10 protein-coding genes are annotated in these 13,667 nt (G+C 57.5%); 7 read left to right on the top strand and 3 right to left on the bottom strand.

Annotated elements, in window-relative coordinates:
- Nucleotides 1–154 precede the first annotated feature (154 nt).
- Nucleotides 155–472 carry a 50S ribosomal protein L27 gene (gene rpmA / locus J7E24_RS13515; RefSeq protein ID WP_019946837.1) on the bottom strand — a complete coding sequence of 106 codons (318 nt, stop codon included), beginning with the start codon at nucleotides 470–472 and terminating at the stop codon, nucleotides 155–157.
- 118 nt (nucleotides 473–590) lie between these two features.
- Nucleotides 591–896, bottom strand: coding sequence for a 50S ribosomal protein L21 (rplU, locus tag J7E24_RS13510; protein ID WP_019946836.1), 306 nt, complete (start codon nucleotides 894–896; stop codon nucleotides 591–593).
- 466 nt (nucleotides 897–1,362) lie between these two features.
- Here rplU and J7E24_RS13505 point away from each other — a divergent pair, with 466 nt between their 5' ends.
- The 7 genes from J7E24_RS13505 (at nucleotide 1,363) to J7E24_RS13475 (ending at nucleotide 11,021) form a co-directional block, all read left to right on the top strand.
- A complete protein-coding gene (locus J7E24_RS13505; protein ID WP_215138683.1) occupies nucleotides 1,363–2,325 on the top strand; it encodes a ribonucleoside-diphosphate reductase small subunit in 963 nt (320 codons plus the stop codon).
- A 399-nt stretch (nucleotides 2,326–2,724) separates the two neighbouring features.
- Nucleotides 2,725–5,106 carry a ribonucleoside-diphosphate reductase subunit alpha gene (locus J7E24_RS13500; RefSeq protein WP_215138682.1) on the top strand — a complete coding sequence of 794 codons (2,382 nt, stop codon included), beginning with the start codon at nucleotides 2,725–2,727 and terminating at the stop codon, nucleotides 5,104–5,106.
- A 76-nt stretch (nucleotides 5,107–5,182) separates the two neighbouring features.
- Nucleotides 5,183–5,902 (top strand): DUF3800 domain-containing protein, encoded by a 720-nt coding sequence (locus J7E24_RS13495; RefSeq protein ID WP_215138681.1) that lies wholly within the window; start codon nucleotides 5,183–5,185, stop codon nucleotides 5,900–5,902.
- Nucleotides 5,884–6,423 (top strand): hypothetical protein, encoded by a 540-nt coding sequence (locus J7E24_RS13490; RefSeq protein ID WP_215138680.1) that lies wholly within the window; start codon nucleotides 5,884–5,886, stop codon nucleotides 6,421–6,423. The genes J7E24_RS13495 and J7E24_RS13490 overlap by 19 nt, the downstream gene beginning before the upstream one ends.
- Before the next feature lie 606 nt (nucleotides 6,424–7,029).
- Nucleotides 7,030–7,887 carry a formate dehydrogenase accessory sulfurtransferase FdhD gene (fdhD, locus tag J7E24_RS13485; RefSeq protein ID WP_215138679.1) on the top strand — a complete coding sequence of 286 codons (858 nt, stop codon included), beginning with the start codon at nucleotides 7,030–7,032 and terminating at the stop codon, nucleotides 7,885–7,887.
- Nucleotides 7,888–8,087: 200 nt separating this feature from the next.
- Nucleotides 8,088–8,417 (top strand): DUF7009 family protein, encoded by a 330-nt coding sequence (locus J7E24_RS13480; protein WP_215138678.1) that lies wholly within the window; start codon nucleotides 8,088–8,090, stop codon nucleotides 8,415–8,417.
- 57 nt (nucleotides 8,418–8,474) lie between these two features.
- Nucleotides 8,475–11,021 carry an FdhF/YdeP family oxidoreductase gene (locus J7E24_RS13475; RefSeq protein WP_215138677.1) on the top strand — a complete coding sequence of 849 codons (2,547 nt, stop codon included), beginning with the start codon at nucleotides 8,475–8,477 and terminating at the stop codon, nucleotides 11,019–11,021.
- A 210-nt stretch (nucleotides 11,022–11,231) separates the two neighbouring features.
- On the opposite strand, the gene J7E24_RS13470 is transcribed toward J7E24_RS13475, so the two are convergent.
- Nucleotides 11,232–13,637: a BamA/TamA family outer membrane protein gene (locus J7E24_RS13470; protein ID WP_215138676.1), complete on the bottom strand. Its 2,406-nt coding sequence runs from the start codon at nucleotides 13,635–13,637 to the stop codon at nucleotides 11,232–11,234.
- Nucleotides 13,638–13,667 lie beyond the last annotated feature (30 nt).

Raw genomic sequence — 13,667 nt, 5'->3', positions numbered from 1 at the left:
CCCCGCCCCTACAGCGTTCTTTGCCAGTCAGTCTTTGCTGCCTAACGTTAAAAGCCCCTGCCGGCCCTCCTCCTTGAGAGGAGAAGAGCCGGCAGGGGCTTTGCTTTTTGAACGGAAGCTAACGGCTAAAAGCTATCAGCTTCCAACTCAAAAACTATGCGTTGTCGTGGGCTTCGGCCGAAGCGGGAGCCGAGGTGTGCACCTCCGAAGCAACTACGTCGCCGGCTACTACCGATACGAACGACCGGTCTTTGCGGCCCTTGCGGAACTGCACCGTGCCGTCAATCATAGCGAACAGGGTGTGGTCCTTGCCCATACCCACGTTCTGGCCGGGGTGGTGCTTGGTGCCGCGCTGACGTACGATGATGTTGCCGGAAATGATAGACTGACCACCGAAGATCTTAACGCCCAAGCGCTTGGATTCCGATTCGCGGCCGTTGTTGGAGCTACCTACGCCTTTCTTATGTGCCATTTTATTTTAAGCTGTTAGCTGATAGCGGTTAGCTATTAGCTACTGTTCTGGTGGAAAGCCCGGTTCGGAACAAACGGAAAGCTAATAGCTAACGGCTATCAGCTAAAAGCTTATTCAACTAGCCGATGCTGTTGATCATTACTTTGGTGAACTGCTGACGGTGACCGTTCAGCTTCTTGTAGCCTTTACGGCGCTTCTTCTTGAATACAAGCACCTTATCGCCCTTTACGTGAGCGAGAATGGTGCCGGTTACGGTCACGTCCAGCAGCGGCGAGCCGATGGTCAGGGTTCCGTTATCATCGGTCAGCAGGGCTTTGCCCAGCTGCACCTCGTCGCCAACGTTGCCAGCCAAACGGTGGGCGTATACAAATTTATTGGCTTCGACCTTGGTCTGCTTACCGGCTATGTTGACAATTGCGTACATCGGCGTCTAGGTGTTTCTGAAAATTGGAAGGCAAAAGTACCCGTAACGTTTCATATATCCAAACTCTAACTGACTAAATAGCAGACCGCCCATCCAGACAGCCGCCAAACGCACTTATCCAAAGAACGCGCTGACGGGTACGCGAATAACAATCTGTGGATAACTATCATTGTCCACAGGGCAAATGTGGACAACTATTCTACTTTTCTTACTTCTGCCCTATCAAAAACCCTGATTTGAGTCTTTTTCCCTTTGAAATTGCTCGGTTACCTCAGGGCCTGGCATGGTAGGGGCTGGCCAGCGGCGAGGCGGCAAAAAATGTTAGGGTAGGGTCGGCTTTCCCAAAGTGGTGGGCTATCTTTGGTTTTGAGCCGTGCTGAGAAGCCGCCAAACATTGCTTCCGAGCCCGAGTTAGCCCAGTGCGGCCTTGTTCGCACTGCTATTTTCCGCCTTACACCCCGTCTGCATGGAACCCCTACTCACTGAAAACCCCAACCGCTTCGTTCTTTTCCCGATCCAGCACGACGACGTGTGGCAGTTCTACAAGAAGGCCGAGGCCTCCTTCTGGACGGCTGAGGAAATCGACCTGAGCCAGGACCAGAAGGACTGGGACAACCTGAATGATGGCGAACGGCACTTCATCTCGCACGTGCTAGCCTTCTTTGCGGCCTCCGACGGCATCGTGAACGAGAACCTGGCCATCAACTTCATGCAGGAAGTGCAGATGGCCGAGGCCCGCTGCTTCTACGGCTTCCAGGTGATGATGGAAAACATCCACAGCGAAACCTACTCGCTGCTGATTGACACCTACATCAAAGACCCCAAGCAGAAGGATTACCTGTTCAACGCCCTCGAAACGGTGCCCTGCGTGAAGAAAAAGGGCGACTGGGCCATCAAGTGGATCAACTCGGAGAATTTCACCGAGCGCCTGATTGCCTTTGCCGCCGTGGAGGGCATCTTCTTCTCGGGCTCGTTCTGCTCTATTTTCTGGCTGAAAAAGCGCGGCCTCATGCCCGGGCTTACCTTCAGCAACGAGCTGATTTCGCGCGACGAGGGCCTGCACTGCGACTTCGCCTGCCTGCTCTACAAAGACCACCTGCAGAACAAGCTGCCCGAGGCCCGGGTACAGGAAATTATCCGCGACGCGGTGCAGATTGAGCAGGAGTTCGTGACCGATGCGCTGCCCGTGAACCTGATTGGCATGAACGCCAAAAGCATGAGCCAGTACATCGAGTTCGTGGCCGACCGCCTGCTCGAATCGTTGGGCTACAGCCGCATTTACGGTGCCACCAACCCCTTCGATTTCATGGAGATGATTTCGCTGCAGGGCAAAACCAACTTCTTCGAGAAGCGCGTGGCCGAATACCAGAAGGCCGGCGTAATGAGTGAGCGGACCGAAAACGCCTTCTCGCTTGATGAGGATTTTTAAGCGCCGGCCAGCCCGACGATGATACGCGCGGGTCCCGCTTCCAGCTCTGGAAGCGGGACCTTTTTTGTTGCGACCCGGCAGACGCCCCCGGGCCGCCGGGCCGCCCCGATACCACATCGGCGCCAATCTGCCAACTGCAATTTTCGGTTGGCAACTAAGCTATATAGCAAAAGGCAAATGCCAAAAACCGCCTGAACTGCACTGTTTTAGGCGTATGTGGAAAACTTCTGAAAAGAAGGTTTGTCCTACACGCCAGATAGAAATATCTTCCGGTATCAATGCCTGTGTCCGGCTGCTTTGCCGGACCGGTTAAACCCGATTCTACGCCTTGCCCGGCCGCCTGCCAGAGCCGGACGGAGCGGGGCCTCCTACTACTCCATCTCCTCAATCAGTACGCTTATGTTGGTACTCAAGCGCGACGGCCGCCGCGAATCCGTGAAGTTCGACAAGGTTACGGCCCGCATCGAAAAGCTTTGCTACGGCCTGAACATGAACTTCGTGGCCCCGATTGAGGTGGCTAAAAAGGTGATTGACGGCATCTACGACGGTGTAACGACCGTGGAGCTCGACAACCTGGCCGCCGAAACCGCCGCCTCGCTCACCACCAAGCACCCCGACTACGCTATTCTGGCCGCCCGCATTGCCGTGAGCAACCTGCACAAGGTCACGAGCAAGTCGTTCAGCTCCACCATGAAGCGGCTGCACACCTACGAGGACCCCAAAACCGGCGAAAACGCCTCGCTCGTGGCCCAGGACGTGTGGGAAATCGTGCATGCCAACGCGGCTACCCTCGATTCGGCTATCATTTATGACCGCGACTACAACTACGACTACTTCGGCTTTAAAACGCTGGAGCGGAGCTACCTGCTGCGCCTCGATGGCAAGGTAGTCGAGCGACCCCAGCACATGCTCATGCGCGTGGCCGTGGGCATTCATAAGCACGACATTGCCTCGGCCATTGAGACCTACGAGCTGATGAGCGAGCGGTGGTTCACGCACGCCACGCCCACGCTCTTCAACGCCGGCACGCCCAAGCCCCAGCTCAGCTCCTGCTTCCTGCTCACGATGAAGGACGACTCCATCGACGGCATCTACGACACACTGAAGAACTGCGCCCTGATTTCGCAGTCAGCCGGCGGCATCGGGCTGGCCGTGCACAACGTGCGCGCCACCGGCACCTACATCAAGGGCACCAACGGCACCTCCAACGGCCTTGTGCCCATGCTGAAGGTGTTCAACGACACGGCCCGCTACGTGGACCAGGGCGGCGGGAAGCGCAAGGGCGCTTTCGCCATCTACCTGGAGCCCTGGCACGCCGACATCTTCGACTTCCTCGACCTGAAAAAGAACCACGGCAAGGAGGAAATGCGCGCCCGCGACCTGTTTTTCGCCCTCTGGACGCCTGACCTGTTCATGAAGCGCGTGGAAGCCAACGGCGACTGGACGCTGATGTGCCCCCACGAGTGCCCGGGCCTCGACACCAGCCACGGCGCCGAGTTCGAGAAGCTCTACCTCAAGTATGAGCGCGAGGGCAAGGGCCGCAAAACCATCAAGGCCCAGGAGCTGTGGTTCGCCATTCTGGAAAGCCAGACCGAGACCGGCACGCCCTACATGCTGTTCAAGGACGCCGCTAACAGCAAGAGCAATCAGCAGAACCTCGGTACCATCAAGAGCTCCAACCTCTGCACCGAGATTATGGAGTACACCGACGAGAACGAAATTGCGGTCTGCAACCTCGCCTCGCTGGCCCTGCCCCGCTACGTGCGCCCCGACGAGGCCGGCAACCTGTTCTTCGACCACCAGAAGCTCTACGACGTTACCTACCACGCCACGATGAACCTCAACAAGGTCATCGACATCAACTACTACCCCGTAATTGAGGCCGAGCGCAGCAACCGCCGCCACCGCCCCATCGGGCTGGGCGTGCAGGGGCTGGCCGATACGTTCATTGCCCTGCGCATGCCCTTCGAGAGCGACGAAGCCACGGGCCTCAACAAGGACATCTTCGAGACGCTGTACTTCGCGGCCATGACGGCCTCCAAGGACCTGGCCATGCGCGACGGGGCCTACGAAACCTTCCCCGGTTCGCCCCTGAGCCAGGGCAAGTTCCAGTTCGACCTCTGGAACGTAACGCCCGACTCGGGCCGCTGGGACTGGAACACTCTGCGCGAGCAGGTGATGGAGCACGGCGTGCGCAACTCGCTGCTGGTAGCCCCCATGCCGACGGCCTCCACGGCTCAGATTCTGGGCAACAACGAGTCGTTTGAGCCTTACACGAGCAACATTTACGTGCGCCGGGTGCTCAGCGGCGAGTTCATGGTGGTGAACAAGCACCTGCTCAAGGACCTGATCAAGCTCGGCCTCTGGAACGAGCAGATGAAGACGGCCATCATTGCCGCCAACGGCTCGGTGCAGGACATTCCGAGCATCCCGCAGAACATCAAGGACCTCTACAAAACGGTGTGGGAGATTTCCCAGCGCCGCATCATTGACATGTCGGCCGACCGGGGCGCGTACATCTGCCAGAGCCAGAGCCTGAACCTGCACGTGCTGAACGTGAACTTCGGCAAGCTCACGAGCATGCACTTCCACAGCTGGAAGAAAGGTCTGAAAACGGGCATGTACTACCTGCGCACCAAAGCCGCCGCCGACGCCATCAAGTTCACGGTGCAGAAGCAAGCCGCCGAGACGCTGGAGCCGCTCAACGCCATGGCCCAGAACGCCTCCGACATGGCCTGCTCCCTCGACGACCCGGAAGGCTGCGAGGCCTGCGGTTCGTAGGGAGAGGGAGGAAGATTAAGTATCACATGGGGCTTCAACGGTATAGTTGAAGCCCCATGCATTTAGTAACATAATAATGAGCCACGAACTACTTACTCGCCAGCTTTACAACATTTACTGTGATGAAAGCTGCCACTTAGAAAATGATGGATACCAAGCCATGGTATTAGGTGGTATCTGGTGTATTCATGCAGAGATACTCAATGTTTCTAAAAGGATAAGAGAAATCAAGGTCAAGCATGGCCTTCGGCCTAACTTTGAAATTAAATGGCATAAGGTTTCACCTGCTAAAGCAGACTTCTACTTAGAAGTCATAGATTATTTTTTTGATGATGATGATTTACATTTTAGAGGTCTAGTCATTCCGGATAAGCGACTTCTAGATCATGAAAAATTCAACCAAAATCACGATGACTTCTATTATAAAATGTATTTTGACTTATTAAAAGTCATACTTGACCCTAGATCATCTTATAATATATATTTAGACATCAAAGATACTCGCAGCCAACACAAAGTGGATGCATTGAAAAACGTTTTGCGCACTAGCCAATATGATTATGATAAGCAAATTGTAAGACGTGTCCAGCAGATAAGGTCACACGAGGTAGAACTTCTACAGGTAACAGATTTGCTAATAGGCGCTCTTTCATATACTCATCGAAACTTGACTGGCAATGCTGGCAAAAAGGAATTGGTTAATAGAATCCGTGAACGTTCCAAATACTCTTTGATGAATTCAACTCTTATGAAAGAATCAAAAATGAATCTATTTGTATGGACGGCGAAGAGCTAGAACAGAGTATTGAAGCGATGTTGCCAGAATGCCTGTATCTATCAGACTTCTCAGGCAATTTCCAGGACTACATATCGGCGGTATATGAAGTTTTTTGCAAGGATTTTGTTGACTCACGCCCTAAATTTCGCGGCAAAAGACTTGCACTGAAAAAGTATCCAATTACTGACGGTTGGGAAGCGACTTTTTATCATCTCACTCATGAAGGTGAGGATGAGCAAAATCGCACTCCTTGTATGCAACGTTGTGAAAGAATTCCTTGGCTAAGAATGGCTATAGAGCAATGTGATTCGCTAGGCCTTAAAGTATGGCCACAAACGAGAAAGGGTAAAACTAGAATATGTATTTGGGTCGAACTTGAACACCAGCCAGACCACTTTATCATCTTAGATGATAGGGGAGACTATATCCTTCTTTGGACAGCTTACCCCTTAACATATAAACACCAAAAGGAGAAAAAGAGGAAGGAATACGGTGATTATATCAAAACGCTCCGAACGCAGCAAGGGCCGCCCACATAGTGAACGGCCCCGTAACTCCTTCGACACATGGTCGATGAGCTGGTACAAAGGTGCTAATTTTTAAGCACTATGCAAGGTCTTGCAAAACTTTTTTTTTATATCCTGTTCCTTCTATACGAACGTATCAAAGCAAAGGTTCCTTGCCTTTGAATTCGTTCTCTCTCCTTATTATGCAGTGAGTTTAGGGTAGCCTGTCTGGTGAGAATTTAGCATAGTATAATGTACAGTCGGCCTTGAGGTGGAGGTTATACCTACACTTTCGCAAAGCGGCAAACTGACACAGCGCCGCTTGGAGAAATCCGGGCGGCATCTTTCGTTTGGGAGTGAGCAGTGAAGCTTCCCGGCAGGAGGAAGCACAAGATACGCTCCGCTACCCACGCGCCAGCAGTAGCCGAAGGAATCCCAGTAAGCACCGAACCATTCGTTTCCTCAGCCGCTGCCGCCCCGGTAGCGGCTGGTGGGCGTTTGGGGGCGTTGCTTTAACTTCTGATTAACACCGCGCCGCCTGGAGAAATCCGGGCGGCGTGTTTCGTTCGGGCAAGCGGCGGAACATAAGGGAAAGCCGTATGTTGGTTTCCTTACGCTCCCACTTCCCTGCCTTCCGCCATGCAAACCCTGCTTCCGCCCACCAGCTACGAATACGCCACCGTGCAGCAGGTGCGTGGCGCCACCGTGCAGCCGGCCACCGATGTGCTGGCCGCCGAGGAGCCGCTCGAAATCCGGGTGGGCTTCGGGCCGCTGGGGCAGCGCGAGCACCGCACGCTGGCCATTACCATGCGCACGCCCGGCCACGATTTCGAGCTAGCTGCCGGCTTCCTGCTCACCGAAGGCCTGCTGACCGGCCCCCAGGATTTGCAGGGCATTATTTACTGCCCCGATGTAACCAAAGACGAAGAGCGCGAAAACGTGGTGCGGGCCGAGCTGGCCCCCAGCGTGCAGCCCGATTTGCCGCGGCTGGAGCGCCACTTCTACACCAGTAGCAGCTGCGGGGTGTGCGGCAAAACCAGCATTGCCGCCGTGCACGCCGCCGGCTGTCCGCGCCTGCCCGCCGGCGGGCTGCAGGTGCCCATAGCCGTAATCCACGCTTTGCCCGAGCGGCAGCGCCAGGCGCAGGAGCTGTTCGAGCAAACCGGCGGCCTGCACGCGGCGGCCCTGTTTTCGGCCAGCGGCGAGCTGCTGCTCCTGCGCGAAGACGTGGGCCGCCACAACGCCCTCGACAAAGTAATTGGCGCCGCGCTGCTCGCCGGCCAGCTGCCGCTGCACAACGCGGTGCTGCTGGTAAGTGGCCGGGCCTCGTTCGAGCTGGTGCAGAAGGCGGCCGTGGCTGGCATCCCCGTGATGGCCGCCGTGGGTGCGCCCTCCTCGCTGGCCGTTTCCGCCGCCCACGATTTTGGGATGACGCTCTGCGGCTTCGTGCGCCAGCAGCGGTTCAACATCTACACCCACCCCGAGCGGATTGGGTGACGCCCTCTGCGGGCGCCTCACCCCCTAGCCCCCTCTCCGAAAAAGGAGAGGGAGAACTAGAAGCTAGTTTTTAGTTTAGTTGTGGCTGCTCTAATTCTGGAAAGCTAAAAACTAGTCCCCCCTCTCCCCCTGGAGAGGGGGCTAGGGGGTGAGGCGCCCGCGGAGGGCCATCAGCAGAACCAACTTTTAAATTGAGAGTCATGAAGCTCCGCCTCGATGAAAACTCCCTGCGCCTGCGCCTCGAACCCGAGGAGGTAACCGAATTCCAAAAAGCCGGGCGGCTGGAAACGGCTGTGGCGCTGGGGCCGGGCGCGGCCGGGCAGCTGCGGTACTCGCTGGAGCAGGCCACCGACGTGCCCGCGCTGACGGTGCGCCAGGAGCCGGGCCGCATCCGGGTGCTGGTGCCGGCGGCGCAGGCCAGAGCCTGGGCCGAGTCGGCGGAGGAAATCAGTTTGCGTACAAAACTGGAAGTGGCTGAAAACCAATTCCTGCTTATCTTGGTAGAGAAGGACCTGGGGTGCGCGCATTGAGTGTGCCGCTTCGGTTCTGCCCACTTCTCCCATCCCACCTCTGCTATTCGCCTTTCCATGGAAAACTCTCCTGCCAACGACCCCACCAAAGCGGGCCAGGCTAACGCCCAGCAAGCCGAAAATGCCCCTAAAAGTGGCGAGCGGCCCGACCAGGGCCAGGCCCCGGTGGCCGATAACTACAACCCCACCAACCGCGACACCGTGCCCGACCCCATAAAAGCCCCTGATGTGGCCAACGCCAAGTACAACCACCCCATCCTGGCCCAGCCGCCCGAGGCCCTCACGGGCCTGCAGCTGGAGCCGCGCCAAACGGTGGCGGCTGGTGTAACGGCCGTTATTAAGAGCATGTCGTTTAGCTGGAGCGAGGGTGGCCTCGACCGGGGTACTCGCGGCCTGCTGAACATGAACCAAAAGGACGGCTTCGACTGCTCGAGCTGTGCCTGGCCCGACCCCGACCATCACCGCTCGATTGCCGAGTTCTGCGAGAACGGCGCGAAAGCCACGGCTTCGGATGCCGACGACAAGGCCTGCGGGCCCGAGTTCTTCGCCCGCCATAGCCTGGCCGAGCTGTCGAAAATGACGGACCGCGACCAGAACAATGCCGGCCGCCTCACCCATCCGCTGGTGCTGCGCCCCGGCGACAACCATTACAAGCCCATCGAGTGGGCCGAGGCCTTCGAGCTGATTGGCAAAGAGCTGAACGCGCTGGCTTCGCCCGATGAGGCCGCGTTTTATACCTCGGGCAAGGTACCCAACGAGCCGGCCTTCCTGTTCCAGCTGTTCGCCCGGCAGTTTGGCACCAACAACCTGCCCGACTGTTCGAACATGTGCCACGAAAGCAGCGGCGCGGCCCTGAGCAGCACCCTGGGGCTGGGCAAAGGCTCGGTTACGCTCAACGACATCCACGAAGCCGAGGTCATTATGATTATCGGCCAGAACCCGGGCACCAACCACCCGCGGATGCTGAGCGCCCTGCAGCTGGCCAAGCAGAACGGGGCCAAAATCATCAGTGTGAACCCGCTGATTGAGGCCGGCCTGAACCACTTCAAGAACCCGCAGGATTTCATGAACCCCTTTAAGGCGCTGGGCGCGCTAATGGGCAACGGCACCGTGATTACCGACGTGTACCTGCAGGTGCGGGTAGATGGCGATATGGCGCTGCTGCGGGGTATTATGAAGCATTTGCTGGCGGCTGAGGAGTTCAACCCCGGCCAGGTACTCGACCACGAATTCATCAACAAATACACCAAGGGCTTCGAGTCGGCTATGGCCAACATCAAGGCCACGAGCTGGGAGGATATTGAAACGGTGAGCGGCATTTCGCGCGCCGAACTGCTGGAGGCCGCCAACCTGCTGGCCAACAAGAAGAAGATTATTATCTGCTGGGCTATGGGCCTTACGCAGCAGCGCCAGGGCGTGCAAACGATTCAGGAGCTGGTAAACTTGCTGCTGATGAAGGGCGCCATTGGCAAGCCGGGCGCCGGCACCTGCCCGGTGCGGGGCCACTCCAACGTGCAGGGCGACCGGACGATGGGTATCTGGGAGCAAATGCCGCAGAGCTTCCTCGATAAGCTGGGCGCGGAGTTCAACTTCACGTCGCCTACCGAGCATGGCCTTGATGTGGTAGATACCATTAAGGCCATGCACCGCGAAGAAATAAAGGTGTACTTCGGCTTGGGCGGTAACCTGCTGGCGGCCGGCCCCGATACCGAATACATTGCCGAGGCCATGCGCAAGCAGAACCTGACCGTGTTTGTAGGCACCAAGCTCAACCGCGGCCACCTCACCACAGGCAAAACCTCCCTGCTACTGCCCTGCTTCACGCACGCCGACATCGACATGCAGAAAGGCGGCCACCAGATGACCTCGTGCGAAAACTCGATGGGCGTGGTGAGCCAGAATAAGGGCGTACTGGAGCCGTTACGGGGCCAGATGCTGAGCGAAGTGGCCATTCTGGCCGGCGTAGCCATTGCCACGCTGGGCGAGAAAACCAACATTGCCGACTGGGTGGCCATGACGGAGAACTACGACGTTATCCGCGACCATATTGCGCGGGTGATTCCGGGCTTCGAGGATTTCAACGAGAAGCTGCGGCGGCCGGGCGGCTTTTACCTGCCCAATGGCCCCCGCGAACGGAAATTCACGACCAAGGATGGCATGGCCCACTTCACGACCACCGAGCTGGAGCGCTACGAGGTAGGAGCCGATGAGTTGATTCTGATGACCGTGCGCAGCCACGACCAGTTCAACACCACCATCTACGATTACAACGACCGGTACCGGGGCATCCACAACGAGCGGCGCGTGCTGTTTATGCATGCCCAAGACATGGCCGACCGCGGCCTGCAGGCCAAAGACCTCATCGACATCACCAGCCACTTCGAAGGACAGGACCGCACGGTGGAGAAGTTTGTGGCTGTACCCTACGACATTCCGCGCGGTAACGTATCAGCCTACTTCCCCGAGGCCAACCCGCTCATCCCCATCGGCAGCGTGGCCAAAAAGAGCAATACGCCCACCTCGAAATACGTGCGCGTAACCGTGGTGCCCACCCGCAAAACCACTGGTGCGCCGGTAGAGATGCGCATGACGGCCGAGGTGTAGCTGTTATCTGTTGGCTGAGAAACGAAGAAGGGGCCGCACTCGGTTGAGTGCGGCCCCTTCTTCGTTTTTGTGAGATGATAACTCTGCCAGACGGAAGCTGCTGACTTGCCAGCTTCTGTTGTGGAGGTCGGTGTAGGGGNNGGCGTGAACGGCGGGCGGGGACAAGCCCCGCCCCTACACCGACCTCCACAACCTGGGTTTGTTAACAGCTTAGAATGGATAGCCAATACCAATGTTGAGCCGGTAGGCGCCGATGCCGGTAAGACTTTTCTCGAAAGTGAAGACTTTGCCCGGAGGAGCTGGGATAGTTGGGTCGACGGAAAACTGACCATCGGTGTTGGCGTAGGGGTAGCGGATGGGTATGGCGGCGTCGAGGCGGATGACGAAGAACTGCACATCGATGCGGATGCCCACACCCGCGCCCACGGCCAGCTCCTTGAAGAAGGAATTGAACTGGAACTGCCCGTTTTTGCCGTCGGGCTTGCCACTGCTGTCGAAGGTGGGGCGGCTGGCGTCGGGGTTTACCAGCCAGATGTTGCCTGCATCAATGAATACGGCGCCCTTCACGTACGGAAACAAGTCGTGCCGGTATTCCAGGTTGCCTTCGAGCCGGATGTCGCCCACCTGGTCGTAGAAGCCACCGTTGGAGTTTTCGAGGGGCACGCGGTAGGTACCCGGCCCCACGCCCCGGGCCGCGAAGGCCCGCACACTATTGGGGCCACCAATGCCGTACTGTTTGAAATAAGGCAGCACCCGCGAGTTGAGGTAGGGCAGGCCCGCCCCGATGAGCAGCCGGCCAGCTATTTTGTTACCGCTGGTGGGGTTGCTACTAGTGCGGTAATAATTACGAAACTCCAGGTTGACCTTGGAGTACTGCGAGAACTGCTGCCCTCCTATTTTATACACCTGCTGGTCGCCCTCAGGTTCTTTTGCCGCCCCGCTCAGGCTTTTCAGCAGGTAGGCCAGGTTACCCGATAGCTCCACGCCACCACTGAAGTAAATCTGGTTACGGCGCTGTTCGAGCACCTGCTGGTTGTAGGTGTAGGTGTAGGAGGAACCCAGAATGAACTGCTGCCGGAAGCTCTGCTTGAGAAAGGGCCGCTTGTTGAGTAGGTTCTCGAATACGGGCTGGGTATTGCTCAGACGCACGTACTGCAGGTCGATGGGCTGCAGGCGCTGCTCGTTAGTGAGCTTGGTTTTCCAGGTGTAGCCGTAGCCCGCATTGAACACCTGCTGCGTGAAAAATTTGGTGCGGTCGACATACTTCACGCCAGCCTCAAAGAAGGTGCGGGGCTGAAAGTCGGAGTTGAGCAGCCGGAAATTGAAGGGCGGTGTAATCAGACGGGGCACCAGCAGCTGGGCATCGATGCCGTACTGGGTGGAAGTCACCCCCGACAGGGCTTCGCCCTGGCCGGTTTCTACGGAGGCTTTGGCGTTGATGAGCAACTGCTCGGCCCCACGTAGCGCCGAGCGGTTACGGTACTGCACCAACACGCCCGGCCCCACAAACAGGTTCGATACGTTCATCTGCACCTCGGCCCGAATGGACTTTTTGGGCACCTGCGTCATTCGTACAATGGCGTTCAGGAAGCCGTACTGCAGCGAGTCGGGCTTGTTGCGGGCGGGCCGGAACTGCTGGTCGACGAAGCGGAAGGTACCCAAACTCATCAGCCGGCTCAGCGTCTGGTCGGCGCGGCGGCGGCGGTACAGGCTGTCGGGATACAGGAACACGGCATTGGTAATGGCCTTGGCCTTGAACATCGACTCGTCGGGGTAATAACGGTAGCCCTGGTATCGGATGGGCGTCTCGTTCATCGTCGTGTCCTGGAGCGTATAGTCGGTGTCGAGCACCACGCGGTTGAGCACGTAGGGCTGGGCGGCGTTGGCCGGAATACTGCCTTTCACCTTCAGGTACACGTTCACCTGATTATCGAGGGTGCTGTCTACCTGAAACAGCAGGTAATCGGGGGCGAAGTAGTAATAGCCCTTGTTCTTGAGCTCGTTATCGATGCGTATCCGCTCGTTGACGAAGGTTTGCAAATCATAAGGGTCGCCTACTTTCAACAGCGAGCCGGCCTGGGTAGCCCGAATGTCGCGGTCGAGCAGGGTGTCGCGCTCGGGGAAGAAGATTTCCTTGATGCGGTACACCTGGTTAACGCGGGCCTCATAATCGACCGCGGCCGTGCGCGCTTCAAGCTTTATGTTGCTGCGCACCTCGGGCTTGAAAAAGCCGTCGTTGTTGAGGCGGTTGAGCATCAGGGTCGCCACGCGGGCAGTATCTACCTCGCTGAAAAGCACTGGCTCCTCGCCGTACTTGTTGGCCAGCCAGTGGCCCAGGCCCTTCATTTTGCCCACGCCCATGTGCCAGAAATACAGCTTGGGCCGCATCCCAAGAATGGAGGCATTGGGCTGGGGCGAAATCACGGCTTCCAGCTGGGTCTGCACCGCCGCTTCGTTCGGAATCGGGGTGCCGGTGTTCGATTTGAGCGTCACAGTGCTCCCCGTGTAGAGGCGGGCGTCGTCGGGAATAAACTTGAGGCCGCTACACCCGGCCAGCCCGGCCAGCAGCAACCCCGCCACCAACCGGCGACCGGAGCGGGTAAAGCGGGAAAACAAGGGGCGGTGAGGTTGAAGTTGAGGCACGGA

The sequence above is a fragment of the Hymenobacter sp. ISL-91 genome, assembly GCF_018613725.1.
Lineage (GTDB): Bacteria > Bacteroidota > Bacteroidia > Cytophagales > Hymenobacteraceae > Hymenobacter.
The sequence above is the reverse complement of the archived record's forward strand: the minus strand, read 5'-3'. Positions and strand labels throughout refer to the sequence as shown.